18 protein-coding genes are annotated in these 19,848 nt (G+C 54.9%); 14 read left to right on the forward strand and 4 right to left on the reverse strand.

Annotated elements, in window-relative coordinates:
- Positions 1–119: 119 nt before the first annotated feature.
- From spoIID to AC6CHQ_RS01170, 7 genes are all read left to right on the forward strand, one after another.
- Positions 120–1,103, forward strand: a complete 984-nt coding sequence (gene spoIID, locus AC6CHQ_RS01140; protein WP_498080582.1) for a stage II sporulation protein D — start codon at positions 120–122, stop codon at positions 1,101–1,103.
- 30 nt (positions 1,104–1,133) lie between these two features.
- Positions 1,134–1,802 carry a M23 family metallopeptidase gene (locus AC6CHQ_RS01145; protein WP_251239012.1) on the forward strand — a complete coding sequence of 223 codons (669 nt, stop codon included), beginning with the start codon at positions 1,134–1,136 and terminating at the stop codon, positions 1,800–1,802.
- 290 nt (positions 1,803–2,092) lie between these two features.
- Positions 2,093–2,386 (forward strand): sporulation transcriptional regulator SpoIIID, encoded by a 294-nt coding sequence (locus AC6CHQ_RS01150; protein ID WP_092054474.1) that lies wholly within the window; start codon positions 2,093–2,095, stop codon positions 2,384–2,386.
- Between the two features lie 153 nt (positions 2,387–2,539).
- Positions 2,540–3,535 (forward strand): rod shape-determining protein, encoded by a 996-nt coding sequence (locus AC6CHQ_RS01155; RefSeq protein WP_092054471.1) that lies wholly within the window; start codon positions 2,540–2,542, stop codon positions 3,533–3,535.
- 27 nt (positions 3,536–3,562) lie between these two features.
- Positions 3,563–4,042 carry a DNA-directed RNA polymerase subunit beta gene (locus AC6CHQ_RS01160; RefSeq protein ID WP_092054470.1) on the forward strand — a complete coding sequence of 160 codons (480 nt, stop codon included), beginning with the start codon at positions 3,563–3,565 and terminating at the stop codon, positions 4,040–4,042.
- 37 nt (positions 4,043–4,079) lie between these two features.
- The gene (gene fabZ / locus AC6CHQ_RS01165) at positions 4,080–4,517 is read left to right on the forward strand and encodes a 3-hydroxyacyl-ACP dehydratase FabZ (RefSeq protein WP_092054467.1); all 438 of its coding nucleotides are present in this window, start codon (positions 4,080–4,082) and stop codon (positions 4,515–4,517) included.
- A 197-nt stretch (positions 4,518–4,714) separates the two neighbouring features.
- Entirely contained in the window at positions 4,715–5,059 is a 345-nt protein-coding gene (locus AC6CHQ_RS01170; RefSeq protein ID WP_251239013.1) for a hypothetical protein, read from the forward strand.
- 76 nt (positions 5,060–5,135) lie between these two features.
- Here the strand turns inward: AC6CHQ_RS01170 and AC6CHQ_RS01175 are convergent, their stop codons facing one another.
- Positions 5,136–5,582, reverse strand: coding sequence for a YwpF family protein (locus AC6CHQ_RS01175; RefSeq protein ID WP_251239014.1), 447 nt, complete (start codon positions 5,580–5,582; stop codon positions 5,136–5,138).
- A gap of 287 nt (positions 5,583–5,869) precedes the next feature.
- On the opposite strand from AC6CHQ_RS01175, the gene AC6CHQ_RS01180 reads away from it, so the two are divergent.
- Positions 5,870–6,373, forward strand: coding sequence for a single-stranded DNA-binding protein (locus AC6CHQ_RS01180; protein WP_245744438.1), 504 nt, complete (start codon positions 5,870–5,872; stop codon positions 6,371–6,373).
- Positions 6,374–6,378: 5 nt separating this feature from the next.
- Here the strand turns inward: AC6CHQ_RS01180 and AC6CHQ_RS01185 are convergent, their stop codons facing one another.
- From AC6CHQ_RS01185 to AC6CHQ_RS01195, 3 genes are read right to left on the reverse strand one after another with little or no spacing between them, the layout of a single operon-like run.
- Entirely contained in the window at positions 6,379–6,861 is a 483-nt protein-coding gene (locus AC6CHQ_RS01185) for a hypothetical protein (RefSeq protein ID WP_498080583.1), read from the reverse strand.
- Between the two features lie 21 nt (positions 6,862–6,882).
- Complete coding sequence (locus AC6CHQ_RS01190) at positions 6,883–9,612, reverse strand: DEAD/DEAH box helicase (protein ID WP_498080584.1); 2,730 nt, start codon at positions 9,610–9,612, stop codon at positions 6,883–6,885.
- Positions 9,609–11,189 (reverse strand): hypothetical protein, encoded by a 1,581-nt coding sequence (locus AC6CHQ_RS01195; RefSeq protein WP_498080585.1) that lies wholly within the window; start codon positions 11,187–11,189, stop codon positions 9,609–9,611. Before AC6CHQ_RS01195 ends, AC6CHQ_RS01190 begins: the two co-directional genes overlap by 4 nt.
- Before the next feature lie 466 nt (positions 11,190–11,655).
- On the opposite strand from AC6CHQ_RS01195, the gene AC6CHQ_RS01200 reads away from it, so the two are divergent.
- The 6 genes from AC6CHQ_RS01200 (at position 11,656) to AC6CHQ_RS01225 (ending at position 19,736) form a co-directional block, all read left to right on the forward strand.
- Positions 11,656–12,108 carry an IDEAL domain-containing protein gene (locus tag AC6CHQ_RS01200; RefSeq protein WP_092054449.1) on the forward strand — a complete coding sequence of 151 codons (453 nt, stop codon included), beginning with the start codon at positions 11,656–11,658 and terminating at the stop codon, positions 12,106–12,108.
- Positions 12,109–12,424: 316 nt separating this feature from the next.
- Positions 12,425–13,117: a hypothetical protein gene (locus tag AC6CHQ_RS01205; RefSeq protein ID WP_498080586.1), complete on the forward strand. Its 693-nt coding sequence runs from the start codon at positions 12,425–12,427 to the stop codon at positions 13,115–13,117.
- Complete coding sequence (locus AC6CHQ_RS01210; protein ID WP_092054443.1) at positions 13,110–14,417, forward strand: efflux RND transporter periplasmic adaptor subunit; 1,308 nt, start codon at positions 13,110–13,112, stop codon at positions 14,415–14,417. Before AC6CHQ_RS01205 ends, AC6CHQ_RS01210 begins: the two co-directional genes overlap by 8 nt.
- A 105-nt stretch (positions 14,418–14,522) precedes the next feature.
- Positions 14,523–15,116, forward strand: coding sequence for a general stress protein (locus AC6CHQ_RS01215; RefSeq protein ID WP_498080587.1), 594 nt, complete (start codon positions 14,523–14,525; stop codon positions 15,114–15,116).
- A gap of 114 nt (positions 15,117–15,230) precedes the next feature.
- A complete protein-coding gene (locus AC6CHQ_RS01220) occupies positions 15,231–15,959 on the forward strand; it encodes a YetF domain-containing protein (protein ID WP_092054437.1) in 729 nt (242 codons plus the stop codon).
- A gap of 216 nt (positions 15,960–16,175) precedes the next feature.
- Complete coding sequence (locus AC6CHQ_RS01225; RefSeq protein ID WP_498080588.1) at positions 16,176–19,736, forward strand: S8 family serine peptidase; 3,561 nt, start codon at positions 16,176–16,178, stop codon at positions 19,734–19,736.
- Positions 19,737–19,848: the final 112 nt, after the last annotated feature.

Consider the following 19,848-nt stretch of genomic DNA (forward strand, 5'->3'; position numbering starts at 1 on the left):
CCGCACTTACGATACCAATCATGTAATCATCGATCTTATCCTTATCTATACGAATGAGCGGACCGGCCATAGGCGGTCCGCTTTTTCATATCCGTTCAGCCCGATACATAGAATCCGATATGAAAAAGTTGATTGCTTTGGGGCTTATCATCATGCTGTTCTCCTTACCGATCCTATTCAAGAAGCCGAGTGAAGCCGTCGGGGACAACCTTCCTTCAACGGCTGAACCTGAACAGGCCGCCGTGTCGGAGGAAGGGGCAGGAGCCTGCCAGGTCCTTCTGACGGTCGAAGGGGAGGCGGAGCCGGTACCGCTTGAGGAATATGTGGCAGGAGTCGTCTCGGGCGAAATGCCGCCCGGCTTCAGCAAGGAGGCATTAAAGGCGCAGGCCATTGCGGCGCGCACATATGCACTCCGGGTGACCGCCGGGGGCAAGGAGCCGATCCGTAAAGACACGGCCCATCAGGTGTACAAGCCGGTGGCCGAGCGGAAAAATGAGTGGGACAAGGACTATCCGGAAAACGAGAAGAAAGTGAGGGAAGCGGTGGCCGAGACGGAGGGCATGGTACTTATCCATGAAGGGGAACTCATCTCCGCCATGTTCCACTCCACCAGCAATGGCAAGACCGAAACAGCGAAAAATTACGGCGGCACGGACATTCCATATCTCCGCAGTGTGGACAGCCCGGAAGATGCCGACGTTTCTCCGAGGTTCGAGGATTCGGAAACATTTTCACTGAGTGAGTGGGACAAGCTTCTCGGGGGAGGCTGGGATGCGGTACGTTTTGGAACGCTGAGGCTAAAGCGGAACGAGACCGGCCGTGTGCAGCAGGCGGAGGCCGACGGCTTTACGATGGAAGGCCGGGAAATGCGTGAAAAGCTCGGGCTCCGCTCAACGGACTTTGACATCGCCTATGATCCGAAAAAGAAAATTGTCCATGTCTTCACAAAGGGGTATGGCCATGGTGTCGGCATGAGCCAATACGGTGCGGAAGCATACGCGCGCGAAGGTTGGCCTGCCGAAAAGATTTTATTCCACTATTATGATGGAACGACAATAAAAAAATTGGAAGCTGACGATCCGGAGTGTTTAAAATCCCCTTAACCTGCCAACAATGCGGTTGAGGTGATGATAATGAGAGAAGAGAAACCGAATAATCCTTCTCAGAAGAACAAGAATCGCAAAAGCTGGTTGTGGCCGGCCATCTATTCAGGTTTCGCGGTCTTATTCGTAGGGATGGTCTGGACCTATCAGGCAGTAACGAACGACGATGCAGGAGAAAAGGCGCAAGTGTCGCAATCCGGTGATCCGGCAGGCGGCGGAGGCGGGGAAGTCACTCTTGAAACCAATGCCTCCAACGAAACGATGAAATTCCCGTTTGATGAAGCCCTTCTCGACAATGTATCCGTGCTGCAGGAATACTATGACATGGAAGCAGATTCAGAGCAGCGCGAAAAGGCCCTCCTCGTCTTTAATCAGACGTATGTGACGAACAGCGGGATCTCACTCTCGAATGGTGATGAGCCGTTCGAGGTGAAGGCTGCGCTGAGCGGAACGGTGGAAGACGTCGTGGTCGATGAATTCATGGGCAACAAAGTCACCATCAAGCATGCTGATGGGCTTGTGACCAGCTACGGTTCGGTGACGGGCATTCTCGTGGAAAAAGGCGACCAGGTCGCACAAGGTGCTACAATTGCGACAACAGCGGCGAATGAGTGGAATCCTACTGCAGGCAATCACTTGCTCTTCGAAGTGAAAAAAGATGGTGTCGCGGTGAATCCGGGGAATTACCTGGCATTCTGATCTCAGCCGGGCAGCCGACCAAGCGTCGTGCTGCCCGGTTTTTAATGTTACGGGGGGACCGGTAAGGGGTGAGACGTTAACATAGTACATTGGGACGTTGCCATACTCTGCTGAGACGTTGCCATACCCGACTGAGACGTTGACATAAAGAAGCGTTGCAATCGAAAATCCGTCAACACAGAGCCGCCTCCGCTTTTCTTCCTTAAGTCGATTTGCTTCCAACCGGTCTGATTTCCCTTGCGCCAGCATATGTTGTGAAAAGCGTTCCTACATGAGGAAAGGAAGAGAACGTGCACGAACATATCCGGCGCCGATGCCTGAAGTTGGGGGAATTGCTGCTGGAGACGAGGGCGACCGTCCGGGCACTTGCCCGCTCGACGGGGTATTCCAAAAGCACCGTCCACAAGGATCTGACGGAGCGGCTCCCGAATGTTGATGGGGAGCTTGCCAGGGAAGTGGCGGAGGTGCTGGCCTATCACAAGGCGATCCGGCATCTCCGCGGCGGCGAAGCGACGCGCGACAAGTGGCGCCGCACCCGAACCGGTCCGGGCGGATGCAAGGAGCCGGCGGCCCCGAAATCCTGAAAAAGCGATCCGCGTCCGGCATTCAGCCGGTCCGCCGGGGCGCTTTTTTCATGAAACGGACTCCCTGATTCCTATATGTTCATTGGTGTGCCGCTATGATAAAATGGGACAAGGCAGAAAAACGTACGGAAACCGGACGGAAGGAGCACGGATATGTTCTACAAGGATATCGGAATCGATCTCGGCACATCAAATACGCTGATCCACGTCAAGGGGAGCGGCATCGTACTGAACGAGCCGTCGGTCATCGCGATCGATCCGAAAACAAAACAGGTGCTGGCGGTCGGAGATGAGGCCTACAGGATGCTCGGCCGTGCGCCAGGAACCATCCGGACCATCCGCCCGATGAAAGACGGTGTCATCGCCGATTTCGATATGACAGAAGCGATGCTCACAAAATTCATCGACCGTCTCGGTGTGAAAGGCTTTCTGAGAAAGCCGAGGATCCTGATCTGCTGCCCTGTAGAAGTGACGGCCGTGGAGCAGAAGGCGATCCAGGACGCAGCGCTCAAGGCGGGCGCAAGGCGCGTATACATAGAGGAAGAACCGAAAGTGGCCGCCATTGGAGCCGGAATGGACATTTTCCAGCCGAGCGGCAACATGATCATCGACATCGGCGGAGGAACGACCGACATCGCGGTCCTGTCGATGGGCGGTATCGTCACAAGCCAATCCGTCAAGGTCGGCGGGAACACATTTGATGCAATGATTCTTCAGTACATTCGGAAGCATGAAAAATTGCATATCGGTGAGCCGACTGCGGAGTTCATCAAAAAAGAAGTCGGGACGGCACTCCCGGGTGCTGAGAAAAAGACAGTCGATATCCGGGGCAGGGACCTTGTCAGCGGCCTTCCCAGGGCTGTCACAGTCGATTCGGACAAGATTGCCGGTGCCATCCGAGAGTCGGTTATGACGATCGTACAGGGCGCGAAGAACGTCCTGGAAAAGACACCGCCGGAACTGTCGGCGGATATCATCGATCGTGGAATCATCTTGACCGGTGGAGGTGCCCTTCTTCAGGGCATCGACGGACTTTTGTCCGAGCAGCTGAAAGTTCCCGTCTACCTAGCGGACGATCCGCTCGGATGTGTCGTTAAAGGAACAGGGATCATGCTGGACAGGCAGAGGCCGGCATTCGTCAAAGGCTAAATCAGTGCATGGATTAGGGAGATTGCAATGACTGAAAAAGAAAAGCGTGAACAGAATACAGGCCGACGGTCCGTTAACCGGAAAAACACCGGTTCAGCCGGTACAGGCACGTTGCGGGCGTCCAACCGGACTGCCGAGCGCCAGAAAGTCCAGAAAAGGCAGCAGCGTGCGCCAAAAACTGTACCGGTTGCGGGACAGGCAGGCGGTAAGGTGTTCAAGGCGACGAACCGCACGGCAGAACGGGAAAAAGCACGGGTGTCCGCCAAAAAGAAACCTGCAGGAAAAGCGGAAGCAACGAAAGGCGGCCAGGAGGAAGTCGGCCGCTGGGTCCAGATCAGGCTGATTCCGATCTGGCTGCGCGTCCTGCTGTTTCTGATCGGAGTGGTGCTTGCAGCAGTGCTCGGGGTCATGTTCGGGTTCAGCGTCATCGGAGACGGCAAGGCGGCGGATGCGCTGAAGCCGGAAACTTGGCAGCATATATGGAAAATGATTATAGGTGATGTATGAGCGGCACCGTGCCGGCCATATTGAAGGAGGACATCAAATGTTGACGACAGAACAGATCCAGGCAATCCTGCCGCACCGCTATCCATTTCTTCTGGTCGACCGGATTACGGAGCTGGAAGAAGGGAAGCGTGCAGCAGGCTATAAAAATGTCACGATCAATGAGGACTTCTTTAATGGGCATTTCCCGGGATATCCGGTCATGCCTGGAGTCCTGATCGTTGAGGCGCTGGCACAGGTGGGCGCTGTTGCGGTCCTTTCCATGGAAGGCAATGCCGGACGCCTTGCGTTTTTCACCGGCATCGACAACTGCCGTTTCAAGCGCCAGGTAAAGCCGGGGGACCGGCTTGAACTGGAAGTCGAACTTACCCGACTCCGCGGCACGATGGGCAAGGGCCATGCAATTGCACGTGTTGACGGCGAAATCGCCTGCGAAGCGGACATCCTGTTCGCCATCGGCCCAAAAGCTGAGTCCTGAACTGCGATTAGCATGCTCAGGAAAGAAAGCTTTATACGGGAAGCAAAGGCTTAAATAGGAAATAAGAATTTCATCATCGTTCCTCCCCAAACAGCCAAGCTAATGACATCGCGCAGGCCTGCGTGATGTCAAGGCGGAGCGGCTGTCCGGACGGCCGTGCGGAAACCTTGCACAATAGCCGTAGGGGAGGAATTTTAATGTTGAAAAAAGCGGCACCGGCACTGTTTGCCACCGCAGCCATGCTTGCCGGCTGCAACGGGAACGACGAGGACGCGCTCCCGGCGGACAACGAAACACCCATGGAGGACATCCAGGAAGGCAATGACGAGATGTTCGACGGTAATGGCGACGGAAGCGGTGACGGCATGGGCGGTGAAGGCACAAACGGCCCGGTCGACCCGGACGGAACAGGTCCGGGATTTGGTGAATTCGGCGGCAATGATGACGGCGGAGGCACGGATTCCGAAAAGCGCGATGAGATCATGGAAGACGATCTTGACCGCAACGGAAATGGTAACGGCGGTGGCATGGGCGGAGGATAATGAAAGAGAAACCCGGCTTGGGCAGGCGCCCGGCCGGGTTTTGTCATTTGGTGAACCGTCAGAAAAGCGGCCCTGATTATGATGGGGAAAGTTTGTTCCGGTCGCGCTTCAGTTGCGGCCGGTTTTTCATATCATCCCGGAATCGGTCAAGCATGTCGTCTCCCTGCAGCCCTTCTGCAATCAGTTCCTCAAGCAGATGTTCTGCGTATTGGGAACGGACTCGCTTCAGAGGGCCTTTCAGGAGGACGGAGATATGGTCGCCGATTTCCTTCACGGCATAAACTGCCAGCCGGAAGCCCGCGGGTTCGTTCTCGGGATAGGAGATGACCGCCTTGGCATTCATCACTTCACCGGATTCCAGCCATTCATCGAACAGCGGCTTATGCGCTTTATCGATGAACATCTCCAGGATCCAGGAACGGCGGCTGTTTTCCTCGTTGATGATAATTCCGTCCACGAGCGGGCAGGAGATGAATTCTCCGTCCTTCTCGAAACCGACAGACAGCAGTTTAAACGACTTCAATGCCTACGCCTCCCAGGTGTTTTCGTACGCCCAGTATACCATAAGGCCGAAAGTCCGAAAATTGTTTGCCAATGTGCCAAAATCGAATTTTGCCGAATCACTGAAACGGGCCGAAAATGGGACGGCGCAAAGGCCAAGCCGTTCCGGAGGACAAAAGGAAGACTCCGCAAAAATGAATTTTGGGACAAAAATCGTCCTCAATCTTCAAAAATGGCGTTTTGCCTCTTTTGCCAAGCCTCGGTTATGCTTGGCTCATCCACAGCAAAGGAGGTGAACCATTGAATCAGGTGGCATTGGTCGGGCGGCTCACAAAGGATCCCGAACTGAAGAAACTGTCGGAAGGCCGGGTCCAGACCAGCTTCGTGCTGGCTGTCAACCGGAGGTTCAAGAATGACCGGGACAATGACGCAGATTTTGTCTTATGCACTGTCTGGGGGAACTCGGCGGTCAATACGGTGAAATACTGCGGCAAAGGGTCGCTAGTCAGCATCGGAGGCCGGCTCCAGTCCCGGACCTATGAAAAGGACGGAAACCGGGTGTATGTCACACAGGTGGTGAGTGAGGAGCTCCGGTTCCTTTCCACCAAACCGCCTGCCCACCGGACAGCTGTAGCTGACAGTCCCGGAGGCGGCAGGACGGAGGAGATGTCCGTTCCGGTTCGGCGGACCGGGATGGAAGGAATAACCCCGCAACACTCCCACGAGGAACACCATGGAAGCCAGCAGGCACAGGGACACACACTCCCGCATGGCCTGGAGTTCGAAACAGGCGAAGAACCCATCCGGCCATGATTCCGTCAACCGGCGGGACCGCAACGCCGGACAGACGGGATCGGATCCCGGAACTCTGCGACGTCACCCCGACCACCTTTTGAGAAAAACCAACCTTGAGAAAGGACCTGGTATGGATGGAACAAATCAAGCATCAGCTCGGCCGGACCGAGCAGCAGATCGAACAGCTGATCCGGATCGTCGCCCACCTCAACGAGCGGGTCATTTACATGGAAAAGAAGCTGAGCGACCGTCATTGGCAGGAATCGGACATAATGAATTTCGTCATGAAGCGATGAATGAGTGAACATTTGTGGAGGATACAGGATAATGGACAGCCCGGCCATGGGGGTGGCCGGGCTGTCTGCTTCTGTATGGTTGAAGATCGTGAGTGTTTCATTTAACATCGTCAACGTTTCGGTCAACATAATCAACGTCTCAATGAAGATAATCAACGTTTCAGTAAAGATAATCAACGTTTCAGTAAAGATAATCAACGGCTCAATCACAGAAACCTTACACCGGTAAAATCACCCGATGGCGAAGAGGTCATTGAGTTCTTCGTCCGTAAGTTCTGTGATCCAGGCGCCGGATTGGATGAGATCCGCGGAAAGTGCGGCTTTCTCGGTGATCATCCTGTCGATCTTTTCTTCGATCGTGCCGATCGTCACGAATTTGCGGACGTGGACAAAACGGTCCTGTCCGATGCGGTAGGCCCGGTCGGTCGCCTGGTTCTCGACTGCGGGGTTCCACCACCGGTCGGCATGAAGCACATGATTGGCTGCGGTCAGGTTGAGTCCTGTGCCGCCGGCCTTCAGGGATAGGATGAAAACAGGAAAGCCGCCATTCTGGAATTCCTCAACGAGCCGGTCGCGGCGGCCCTTCGGCATGCTGCCGGTCAGGAAAGGTGCTTCGATATCGTACAAGTTGGACAGGCAGTGGCGGATCAGTTCACCCATGCCGATGTACTGGGTGAAGATCAGCACCTGTTCGCCGCGGTCCACGATGTCGGCGGTTAGTGTCATGATCCGCTCGAGCTTCTTGGAGCGGGCAAGCATCTCATCGGGTTCCCCGAACGGCTCCTTCAGGAACAGAGCCGGATGGTTACAGAGCTGCTTAAGCCGGCTGAGCATCTTCAGGATGATGCCGCGCCTGCGGAATCCTTCCGCCTCCAAGAGGCTTGCTTTCGTTTCACTGATATAGCCTTCGTAAAGCGCAGCCTGTTCCTCGGTGAGCGGCACGAACTCGTTTTCCTCGAGCTTATCGGGAAGGTTAAGCTTCAGTGCCGGGTCCGATTTGGTACGGCGGAGGAGGAACGGAGAAATCTTCGCGCGCAGCCGCTGCATCTGCTTTTCGGAACCGTCGCGCTCAATCGGCCCGATAAACTCCTCCTGGAACTCCGCGAAGCGCCCCAAATAGCCGCGGTGGATAAAGTCAAAGATCGCCCACAATTCGGCAAGCCGATTTTCAATCGGTGTGCCGGTCAGTGCGATGTGGTGACGGCCGCGCAGTTTCCGGACTGCCCTGGATTGCTTCGTCTGCATGTTTTTGATGTTCTGGGCTTCATCGAGCGCCACAGCGTCCCATTCTTTAGCCGTCAGTTCCTCATGATCTTGCATGAACGTACCGTAAGTGGTCAGCACAAGCCCGTTTCCGAGCGAGGCCAATGCATCTTCCAATCCATCGTCCCGAAGGCGCCCTGGGCCGTAATGGACAAGTACAGGGTGGTCAGGGGCGAATCTCTGGAGCTCCTTTTGCCAGTTGCCGATGACCGACGTCGGGCAGATGATCAGGGACGGGGATTCGGCGAGGCCGGACTCCCGTGCATGGAGCAGGGTGGCGATCAGCTGGACCGTCTTTCCGAGTCCCATGTCGTCCGCAAGCACCGCCCCAAATCCGTGTTCCCGCATAAAGACAAGCCAGTCGAATCCTTTTTGCTGATAAGGCCTGAGTTCCGCATGCAGCCCATCCGGCACCGGTGTTTCCGGAATGCCTTCTTTGCTGCGGATGCGCTCGACGGCATCTTTCAATGAATGCTGCAGGAGGAAATCAAACAGCGGGTCGTCTTCCTCTTCGTCGTCAGGCCGGGAGCTGACTGCACCCAACTCTTCTTCAAGATCCCTGAAAAGGAGGTCCTTGACGGTCCAGCCGCTTTTCTCGGCCGTCTCCATCATTTCACGGATGCGGGCAAGCCAGGCAGCATCCAGCCGGAACCATTCATCGCCGGAGCGGATGAATTCCCGCTTTTCCTGGACAAGCCGCTGGAAGCGTTCGGCCGGGATTTCGGACCCTCCGAGCGAGAACGACCAGTTGAAACTGAGCGCGTCCTCGAGTCGGGCATTGCCGGATGAACCGGCAGAGGCAGACGCCCGGACACGTACACGGCGTTCTGCGGCTTCCCGGAGCCAGCCGGGCAGGATGACGTCGATGTCGAGTGCCTGCAAAAGGGGCAGATCGTCTTTCAGGAAACTCCGGACTTCGTGGTCCTCAAACGGCAGGGCGATAAACGTAGTGTTATCGGAACTGTAGTCACCGGAGAGGACAGTGCGGATTCTGGACTGCATCCGTGCGACGGACCCGGCATAGGGCTTCCACTTTTTCGGTAAAGATTCGGAAGGCGGCTGTGCCGATTTGCTTATGGCAGGTGTCCAGTGTGATCCGGTCTTCGGATTCACAAGGGTGCTCTCCAGCATCCACAGCCCGTCGTCTTCCACAGGTTCCGACAGACGGAGGGCCATTCGGAAGGGGAGGGGAGCATCAGGTGTTTCCGAAGCTTCCAGACGGCGGAAGCGGATGACGTCATCCAGCCGGTCCTGCCCGATGCCGCCTTCTTCCAGGATTTCCTCGAATACCTGGCCCAGAAGGCGTGCTGCTCCCTCCGATACTTGTTCGGCGACCTGAAGCGAACCGCCGGGGGCACCGAGTATCCGTGGAAGGCCGGGTTCGCTATAGATGGATGCTGCTTCTTTAAATGTACTGATCCACTGTTCATCTTCTTCGGACCTGCCGACATAGCGGACAAACGGATGCGGATCGCCGAACGATTCCACGATCTCGCGGCTGCCCGCCCGGACAGCACCATCTTTGTCCTCGATGAGAAGGCCCATATAGGAGCGGGTGTGGCTAAAGAAAAGCAGCTCTTTCAGCGGACGGCTTCCGATAAAGTCACCCGACGGATCAAAACCGGCAAACAGGAAGCGGCCATCGGGCGATTCACTGACCTTCAAGCTTATCTCCCGGTTTAAAGTTAGGGGCTTCATGACAGCAGCCCTCCTTTCTCGAGTTCTTCCATGAGCGCACGGAGCCGTTGGTGCCGGCGCCTGAGAGCGTCGACATAGCCCGTCCACCACTCAGTGCGGCCCGCCTTTTTGGCGGCGCGCTTCATCTTCTTCATGATCCGAACGGCCTCGCGGTAGTTCTGGCGGCTTTTTTGTGCAATTTGCTCCTCCACATGGACATTCAAGAGAAACACCGCTTCCATGGGTGCTTCATCGATCATCGTCTTTAGTCCGGTCCGTTCGATCCGCTCAAGGCTGGAACGGTTCAGATGATGGTATGCCGCCCATTCCCTGTAATGCCCGCGGCTAAGGAGGAACTCCGCATACTCGGCCTCTGCGGCGCTTCCGCAGCGGAACAGGATGTCGGCAGCAGTCTCATCGGGAACATCGGTATCCCGGCACAGGTCGGCCAGTCTTCCGGCGGCCGTGCGCTGGTCAAGGAACGAGACGGATTCCATATAGTTGCCGATCTGCGGTACAAGCGACATGAGGAGATTCCGCGCCTCATCAGGATGTCCGTTTTCCGCAAGTGTGGATGCCAGATCGAGGTAGGAAGGGAAGAGAGGCAGAGAGTTGTCTGTGAGCGGTGCATCCAGCTCTGTGGCAGTTTCGCCCGACAGCATTTCCAGGTAGGCGGTCATCAGCCGGAGGGCCGGCGGCTCTTTATCGCCGTCCTTCATCCGCCGGAGCGTCTCCAGTTCACGCTGACGCGCAGGCGCACTGTTAAAAAGGGATTCCCACATCTCCCGGTAGACGGACAGCCATCTGCCCTGGACGTTTTCTGCGGACAAAACCAGTGTCCGGATGAAATCCTCCAGATCCTGATAAAACGGATCTGCAGCAAACAGCCTGCGGGAGGTGGAGAGAAGCTTTAACTCTTCCCTGATGCCGTCGGTGAGGGAATCTAGCAGACGGCCGTACTGCCACCGGTCATAGCCGATCGAGAAACCGCCTGCCGGTGCACCCGCCGTTATGGCACTGAGTCCGAAAAGTCCTGCATACAGCCGGAACATCGGTTTCCATTCCTGTTCCAGCGGTTCCGCCTCGCGCACCTGCTGCCGGTAAAGGGTGACGGCGGATGAAATCATATGGAAGGGAACATTCTCACCGATCGAAGGAAAGGTGCCGGTCAGCTGCCCGAATACTTCTCGCCATGCTTCAGGCGTCTTTTCCGCTGCCCGTGACGGAGCGGCTGACTGGGTGGCAGAATGACGCCATTCCGCCAGCCAGTCCGACAGGGAAGCAAAGCGCTGGTATAGGGCGAAGTAGGCGGCTGTCGTATGCTCGCAGCCCTTATCGCCGTGGACGCTGCATGCGGCACGGGGGTTATAAAGGCGGATCTCCGCTTCCGGCTGAGGAAATCCGGGAAATGAGAACCGGACGATTCCTGTCTGATCGGATTGGAGAAGGCGAAGCCAGTCATTGCGCACCATCATCGCAGCCTGGCGGAACCTTCGTTCCCTCACATCATAGGTGACCGGCAGCTTTTTCTGCTGTTCCATTGCTTCAATGATTTCCGTTCTATATATATCAGCGACTTCCGTGAGCTGGTCCATCATTTAAAACACCGCTTTCTATAGGGCTGTTTTCCTTACTGGCCGGCAATGTCGACCGCCGGAAAAAGCCCTCAAACTAAAAAAGGCTGTCCCTCCATTATACGATGCCGTAAATCAATCGTAAATGGAGGGGCTGCCGTTTTCGGCCAAGACTGACCGATCGGGTTCAATTCTGTACTGAGGCCGACCACAATCACCAAAGTGTTGATTGTGGGGCATCGTCAAGTCCGTGCAGCCTCTTCTGATTGCTCGTCTTTCCCAAGCCTCATCTTGGTTGGTTAATGAAGTTGGGGTCCGGGACTTCGGGTTCTTCATGGATGGCAATGGGGATCACGGAATAAGGAAGAAAACCTTCCGATCGCAGCGAATAAAAAGGTCCCGGGCATCAAGCCCGGATTATTTTGTATGCGCTTTCATATAATTATGGTAAACTGTTGATAACGGAATATTTAGAAAAGGAGGGAGCCCCATGCTGCACATCCAAAGAATGAAGCCATTTTACGTTACGCAGGAACAGGCGAAGGTGAAGCTTGTCTTTGAATATCAGTACTTCACGATCAAGAAAGGTGAAGAACTCTTCCACTTTATTCCGTCGGAGGGGAAGGAGATCCACATCAACCTCCAAAGTCTTCAAGTTGAAAACCTCGGCGACATTTTCGTCTTCCAGAAAGGCAGCCGCTTCATCCGCCTCCCGCTTTATCAGTTACTGCTTATATCGGACATCCATACCCACCTCAAAGAAATCCTGCAGGGGGCGGACATTATGGAAAATGACCCGCTGCTGCTCGAACCAGGTGAAGCGGAAAATGTGATCCTGGAACTTGAACGGATGAACCTGCTTAACCTGATCGACCGCGCACTTGAACAAGGCGACCGGGACCTCTTCCACCATCTGACCGGACAATTGAACGGAACTTCATAAAATCTAAATACTAAAGAACCTGCTGGAGGAACCGGCGGGTTCTTGACGTTTAGGGACAGAAACGGGAATTTAATAACGTTTCATTGAATAATGGCAAGGTGACTGGAAGATATGTCACCGTTTCACTTCACTTCAGTTCATTTTCGTTTTCAACAATGACCCTGCCTCCCATACCCCGATTCCTGACGGCTAAACCCGCTTTTTGTTGAATAATCCCCTGGTCCTGTGTCGTTTGGATGGTTACAAAACGACTTTATTTTGGTAAAGTTGAGGGGTGTAACCTATTAACCTATCGGGCTTGAAGGGATATGGATGTATGTTCTTTGATTTCAAATTCTGGCGCTTCCTGTTGAATCAGCGGGAACTGACGGACCGGATGGAAGGGAGCGCAATGAAAGGCTTCCGCTGGCGGGTCGCCGGATTGTTCCTGTCAGCTGCCGTCCTGTACGCCCTGATGGACATGTGGGGCATCGGGACGCGCGGACTCACGCCGATCGCCGTGACAGGTGCGGAAGAAACGTTCGCCCTCAGGCGGATCCTCACGCTCGCAGCCGCCATTCTGCTGTCCGTCCTTTATACGGCGTTCCATGTGTATGGCGTCGCGTTCATCCTACATAAGCTGACAAATGTCGAATACCGGAAGCTCGTCGTCCTGCAACTGTTTGTGACAGCGATCCTGCTTCTTGAGAAAGCGATCGTTTTTGCGATATTCCTGATCAGCGGGGCCGCGACGCCGGTTTCACCGCTGTCATTCGGACCGCTTGCATCGACATTCCTGACGTATCCGTTCCTGATCTACTTCCTGAACCAGCTCAGTGTCGGGACCGCGCTTGTCGTGGCTTACCAGTTCCGATTTATCCGCCAGCTGCTGCCTGAAGCGGGCCGGAGCCTGTTGTGGATTCTGCTCGGCCTCCAGGTGCTGATGGCGCTTGCAGTCTCGCTTTACGGCATGATTCCTGCGGAGAGGCTGTTCACGGAGCTTTTCGGAGGAGGTGGGACGGTTGAATAAGCTTGGGAATATCGCCGTGGCGGTAGCCGTCACCGCTTTTATCGCAACAAACCTCATGCTGCTATACGGGCAGAAGAGCCTGATCCCGAAATATGTCTATGCGCCTGAAACGGAGCGCATGGTCGCTGCCGACTACGCCGAGAAACTGGCCAAGGAAGCGTTCGTTGTTCCGGATATGGTCTATACCGCTTATGTCGACAAAGAGGCGACTGTCGAGGAATGGCTCGTCCAGGAGGGGGAGCAGGTCACGGCAGGGCAGCCGATCGCGAAACTGGATGCCGGCCGAATGGAAGGCCAGCGTTCTGTGTGGCAGTCCGAACAGAATGCGCTTCAGGCCCAGGAGCGGGAACTTGAGTCCACACTGAGCCAGCTGGAGCGGGAACGCCGTTCTTCACAGTCGGGCTCGCGATCCAACTCCAACACGAACGAACGATTCGGAAACAGTGGAAGTTCTGTTGACAACGACAGCCCGATCGTCGACCTGAGCGTCGATGTCAATGTCGATGTACCACAGGAAGGTGCTTACGCACATGCCATCACCGCTGTAGAAAATCAGCTTGCGGACATCAGACGCCAGCTGACGGTCGTCGAGGCCCAGTTGGAGCAAAGCGGGGAATCCCCTTCTCTGCTCAGCCCGGTCGAAGGCACTGTGGCCCAAGTCCACCGGCAGGGTGAGCAGCTGGCAGTTGATGTATATTCTTCCGAACGGACGATTCTGACGTATGCGTCCGGCGAGGAGTGGCAGGACATCCAGCAAGGGGACCGCGTGTTCATTCAGGCTCCAGGCCTGGATGCTGCGATTGAAGGCAGTGTGTATTCAATTGCGGAAGTAGAGGCACCGGAGTCGAAGTGGCTCGATACCTACCGTAGCCTCGACAACCGGGATGTCAGCAATCCGCTTGCCTACTATGAGGTGAGGGTCCTACCGAATGAAGATGTCAGTACGCTGCCGTTCGCGAACAATGTCAACGCAGTCGTTTACACTCAAGAGGCATTCGATGCCGTCGCGGTGAAGACGGATGCCCTTACCGGCAAGTACAGGGACGAAGCGATCGTCACTGTCATCGACGGAGATGGGTATGCAGTCAGTGTACCGGTCATCACTCCGTTTGACTGGAAGGGACAAAGCGTCATCACGGACAACCTGTATGCGGGTGACTTTGTGATCACAGGACCGATCTACGACCGGAATATCTCGCCGCCTGCGACCATTCTTCCGATGCCATTTGAATGGCCGTCCAAGGAAGAATGGAAAGCGCATGACTGGCGCGATTACACGCGTTATATTCTGTTCAGATAATCGAATTTAACCAAACGCCGTCCGCGTTAGCGGGCGGCTCTTTTTGTTTATCCCTCTGTTGAGCGGGTAACCTCAAACTAGACTGCTAAAGGAGGCGTTAGGAAAATGACTGAACGTAGAGTAGTAGGTTATTACAACAACGAACAGGAAGCGATTGATGCAATCGAGGATCTGAAACGCCAGGGTTACACTTCAGAAGACATTTCCGTTATATCCAAAAACAATGATGATGTGGAAGCGATTGAAGAAGAGACCGGCACACAGGCTGCCGAAGGTGCTGCAACCGGCGCTGCGACCGGCGGCGTATTGGGCGGACTCGGCGGTGTGCTTGCCGGCCTTGGAGCATTGGCGATTCCGGGTATCGGGCCGATCGTTGCTGCTGGTCCTGTAGTTGCCGGACTCACCGGAGTGGCTGCAGGTGCGGGAGTCGGGGGCCTTGCCGGTGCTCTGATCGGCATGGGCGTACCGGAAGACGAGGCAGAGCGCTACGAGACGTACTTTAACGAAGGCAAGATTCTTGTCCTCGTTGACCGTAATGCCAGCGTCGAAGACACGGGCTTCACGACGGGAAGCACACTTAGAGATGAGACAACATTTACAACGGGCCGTACACGGATCGACGAATCAGCTGCCACTACTGACCGGCTGGATGACTCGGTCAATCCGGCAGACCGCAACCGGTTCAACGACCCTCTATAATCGGTACAGACGGGACAGACCGCTGCACATTGGTGCAGTGGTCTTTTTAATGGAATAAAACCAATAAAAGAACGGCAGAATGGGAGGAAGATAACAGGGAAAGGGTGCGTCTGCATGTTTGATGGATGGGGAGAAGGGTGGGACAGTGTCCATTTTTGGGAGATGGTCACCCGATCAACGATGGCATTTGCGGTTCTGCTGCTTCTGACAAGGCTTCTTGGGAAAAAGCAGATGAGCCAGCTGACATTTTTCCATTACATTACGGGAATTACGATCGGATCGATTGCAGGAAACATTGCCGGGGAAAGCGAAACGCCATTCTGGAACGGATTGGTCTCGCTTGTCACCTGGACACTGCTGACGGTGATGCTAAGCTTCATCACCCTGAAATGGGGCAGCAGCAGGGCATTTCTCGATAACCAGCCAACCATTCTGATCAGGGAAGGACGTGTTGATGAACATGCGATGAAATCCGTCCAGCTGCACTTGGATGATTTGAACATGATGCTTCGGGAAGCCGGGGTATTTTCCACTAAAGACGTTCAGTATGCTGTCCTGGAAACAAACGGTGCACTGAGCGTTCTTCAGAAAGTCGACAAGCTTCCTGCCACCAAAAAGGACATTAAAGTAGGAGGAGGCCCTCCCCAATACATGCCCTCGGAAATCATCGCGGACGGAAGGGTCAACCGGAAAAATCTCAAGTTATACGGCTTAAACGAAGAATGGCTTCTTGAGGAAATCAGCAAACACGGGGTGTCACGTTCAGATCAAGTCTTTTTTGCACAGCTGCAGGAGGACGGGACATTGGATGTCACACTGAAGCAGCCCAAACTAAAAAAGTAAACCTTTGGACCCGTGCCGGAAAAAGGGTCCAAAGGTTTATTTTTTGTGTCCCGAAATAAATAAAGAGCGTCTTGGTTCAGATGTGCCATAGAGCCGGTAAAAGGCATGGAATAGTCCGAAAGTCCGGCATGAAAAATCTCTTATTTTCCTTTAAAATCCTATGCTATATTAAAAATGTTCCACATAGTATGAACATTTTGGATAGGGGGAGAGATTTTGGAGGGGACAAAAAGACGCAGGCCCATAATTTTCATGATTTTGCTGATGGTCCTGTCACTGATTGTGCCGACAGGTGCATTTGCTGAAGTACAAAAACCTGCAACAGGCCAGAGCGATGCGATCATGCAACAGAAAATGGCCATCGCGATGCAGGACAATGCAAGGAACGGCCTGCCTCAGCTTCATCCTGACTTGCAGCAGCTGAAAGGGCAGCAAGAAGTCAATGTCATCATTCAGTTATCTGAAGAACCGATTGCAGTTGCGGAAGGAAAGAAAAAGCTGAAGAAACTTCCGTATCAGGCATCCGAACGTGCCAAGCAGGTTCACGCCATCAAGGCGGAACAGCAGCGTGCCAAAAAGGCGATGAAGGCGGCTGAGCTGCTCGTCGAAGAAGGCTATGCCTATGAAACGGTGCTGAACGGATTTGCGGCGACCGTCAAGGCGGACGACCTTGAGAAGCTGCTCGATGTTCCGGGCGTTAAAGTCGTCGAGCCGGACGTTATGCGCGAAGCGATGGAATTGCCGTCCAAGGACGGTAAGGCGGATATCCAAATGGATTCCACGAACACTTTCCTCGGAATCGAGCGTCTCTGGAATGAGGGGCTTACAGGGGAAGGGATCAAGGTAGGGGTCATCGACACCGGCATTGATTACCACCACCCGGATTTCCGGGATAACTACGCAGGCGGCCAGAACTTCGTGCCGGATTCGTCGGACTACGCGCGTCCACGCGCTGACGATGACCCGATGGAGACCACGCCGCTTGACCGGCCGGATCATATGGCTGAATTCAACGCGCAGGGCAGTTCGTTCTACACGTCGCACGGCACGCACGTGGCCGGCACGATTGCGGCTGCCGGCAACAACGAATACGGCATCAAGGGCATCGCGCCGGATGTCGAGCTCCATGCCTACCGTGTTCTCGGAGCGTACGGCAGCGGAGCAACGTCCTGGATCATCGCGGCGATTGAGCAATCGGTCGAGGACGGCATGGATGTCATCAACCTTTCCCTTGGCGGCGGAGGCAACACATCCATCTCCGCAGACTCATTTGCCATCAACAATGCGATGCTGCAGGGCACGATCGCGGTTGTCGCGACCGGGAACTCCGGACCGAACCGCGGCACAATGGGCACACCGGCCACCGCGACGCTCGGCATCGCGGTCGGCAACACGACAAAGCCGGAAGAAACGGTGTCCGCGGATGTCCGCATGTCCGCAGGAGAATACGAGGCCGAGGTTCCTATGAATCTCATGGCAACCACTTTCGGCGCTGATACGGCTTCACAGCTTGAAGGTGAATTCGCGGTTGTCTCCGTTCCGGGTACCGGGGGAGATGCAAGCTATACAGGCCTTGATGTAAACGGCAAAGTGGCGCTTGTCTCGCGCGGAGACATTCCGTTCGTGGACAAGATTGCAGCGGCGAAAAAGCATGGGGCTGCTGCCGTCCTGATCCATAACTTCGCAGGCGGCACGAATGCACCCGACGCTTCCGGGACGTATCTCGGCAGCGACTTCGAATACATTCCGACCTTCGACATGAGCCAGACGGACGGTGAGGCCTTCCGCTCGGCGATCGGAAATGGGGAAGGCACGGTCAATTTCGGCAATGTCCTGACACAAATGTCAGATGGCGATCAGGTAAACGACTCGAGCTCACGGGGCCCGTCAACACCTGACTTCGACATCAAGCCGGACGTAACAGCACCAGGCACGAACATCATGTCGGCCATCCCTGCCTACAAGACGGACGTACCGGATGCCGACTACAGCCAGGCATACGCACGCAAGACAGGCACTTCGATGGCGACGCCTCACATTGCGGGCATCGCGGCACTTATCCAGCAGGCGAACCCTGGATGGACACCGTTCGATGTGAAAGTGTCACTATCTGGCACGGCTACATTGCTTGATACCGAACGATATGATGTCTTCTCGCAAGGGGCAGGGCGCGTCCAGCCTTATGAAGCAGCGTTCCCTAAAGCGCTTGCCTACTCCTATGATAAGGCAGATGCGGACGGACAGGGCAACATCGTCGACAACGTCAAAGGAACCATCACCTTCGGTAAACTCCAGCAGGTTGCAGAAGCAGATGTGGAAGTTTCCAAGACCGTCAAAGTGAAAGATATGGCAGGAGCGGGAGGCAACTACACCGTTACTGTCCAGACGACGAAAGCGTTCGGCGATGCGACAGTCACCGTGGACAAGCCGAATTTTACGCTTAACGGCGAGGAAGAACTTACGGTCACGCTGACTGCACCTCAGGCAGAGGCCGAAGCGGGCGACGAGCTGCTCGGCTATGTCCACATCACGGGTCCTGAAGCCGGACTTTCGCTGCCCTTCGCTGCCTCGTTCGGTCCGGACAGCGCGACAGCCATTGAGTACATGGACATTTCGGGCACAGACCTGTCGTTTAACGGGGACGGTGTGAACGACTCGGCGTTGCTGTCGTTCAAGATCACGGGTGACCTCGGCACCAACTATATTGAACTCTGGGATATCCAGGATCCTGAAGGGGGAGCTTATGGTGACGGCTATATCGGCTATCTCCATGCAGGGAATTCGCTTCCGGCTGGCGCATACACCCTGAATATCGGCGGCACCTATATGCCATGGGACGGCGAAGAGCAGGCCGCTATTCCTGAAGGTGTATATACGATTGACCTGACCGGCCTGACCGCGTCCGGTAACCCGCCAATCGTCAGCGACTACGTCGGACCGGTTTTCGTGAAGTCCACTGAACCTGTTGTGGAATCCTCTGCCGAAGGCTCGATCGTCACAGGCCGGGTAGTCGACAAGTACGTCGACTATAAGAATGTCCTTGCACCTTATGGTCTGGACTACGACCTGAATATGAAATTGAACGCTCGAATTGAAGTTGTAGCCGGCGAGGAAGTCATTGCGACTGAAGCGGTCACACTGGAACAAGACGGCAGCTTTTTGATAGAACTTGGCGGCAAGGTTGGAGCTGGACAAGCAGCGCGCCTCAACGTAGAAGATGCGGCCGGCAATTCGGCTTCCACGGTAATTTACACAGCACCTGAAGAAGAAGAGGAGCCGGTGATCACGGTTCCGGACAATGAACTCGACGAACAACTCGGAAACAGATCTTCCAAAGAAGTGGTTGTAAACGTCCCTGAATTTGAAGGGGCAGCAGAAGTTGCATTGACTGCGGCTCAGGTCGGCCAGATTGCCGACGCTAAAAAAGGCCTGACTGTACAAAGTGGCGATGCCGGTTTCGTCTTTGACAAGAAAACGGTCAGCCAGCTTTCGGCTGCAGGCGATGTCATGATTGCACTGGGCAAGAAAGAGTCGGAAGAAGGCAATGCCATTTCTGAAGTGTACTCGGTTCACTTTGTTGATGCAGAAGGCAACAACATTGACACCGGCAAACAGAAGGTTGAAGTCTCCATACCGGTTGACCTGAGCGGCATCCAGAAGACGAACAAGCTGACTGTCAGCGATAGTGACAGCGGCAAAACGTACAAACTGAAAGTGAAAGGCAGCATCGGAACATTCAAGGCGGATGGCCCGGGCACTTTCACGGCAAAAAGATAAAGCAGACCGAGAACCGTTCCGGGTAAATCTACCGGAACGGTTTCTTCTTGGGAAAATAAATATTACAATATGATTACATTACCGCAGAAACGGAAATAGAAGAATACTAGAC

It is taken from the genome of Bhargavaea sp. GQ12, assembly GCF_059758705.1.

What these genes read in the sequence shown, in the direction of transcription:
- AC6CHQ_RS01170 (WP_251239013.1), top strand. Translation starts at nt 4,715, where the DNA reads ATGTTGAAAAAAGCGGCACCGGCACTGTTTGCCACCGCAGCCATGCTT.
- spoIID (WP_498080582.1), top strand. Translation starts at nt 120, where the DNA reads ATGAAAAAGTTGATTGCTTTGGGGCTTATCATCATGCTGTTCTCCTTA.
- AC6CHQ_RS01160 (WP_092054470.1), top strand. Translation starts at nt 3,563, where the DNA reads ATGACTGAAAAAGAAAAGCGTGAACAGAATACAGGCCGACGGTCCGTT.
- AC6CHQ_RS01190 (WP_498080584.1), bottom strand. Translation starts at nt 9,612, where the DNA reads ATGAAGCCCCTAACTTTAAACCGGGAGATAAGCTTGAAGGTCAGTGAA.
- AC6CHQ_RS01155 (WP_092054471.1), top strand. Translation starts at nt 2,540, where the DNA reads ATGTTCTACAAGGATATCGGAATCGATCTCGGCACATCAAATACGCTG.
- AC6CHQ_RS01220 (WP_092054437.1), top strand. Translation starts at nt 15,231, where the DNA reads ATGTTTGATGGATGGGGAGAAGGGTGGGACAGTGTCCATTTTTGGGAG.
- fabZ (WP_092054467.1), top strand. Translation starts at nt 4,080, where the DNA reads ATGTTGACGACAGAACAGATCCAGGCAATCCTGCCGCACCGCTATCCA.
- AC6CHQ_RS01200 (WP_092054449.1), top strand. Translation starts at nt 11,656, where the DNA reads ATGCTGCACATCCAAAGAATGAAGCCATTTTACGTTACGCAGGAACAG.
- AC6CHQ_RS01145 (WP_251239012.1), top strand. Translation starts at nt 1,134, where the DNA reads ATGAGAGAAGAGAAACCGAATAATCCTTCTCAGAAGAACAAGAATCGC.
- AC6CHQ_RS01195 (WP_498080585.1), bottom strand. Translation starts at nt 11,189, where the DNA reads ATGATGGACCAGCTCACGGAAGTCGCTGATATATATAGAACGGAAATC.
- AC6CHQ_RS01215 (WP_498080587.1), top strand. Translation starts at nt 14,523, where the DNA reads ATGACTGAACGTAGAGTAGTAGGTTATTACAACAACGAACAGGAAGCG.
- AC6CHQ_RS01205 (WP_498080586.1), top strand. Translation starts at nt 12,425, where the DNA reads ATGTTCTTTGATTTCAAATTCTGGCGCTTCCTGTTGAATCAGCGGGAA.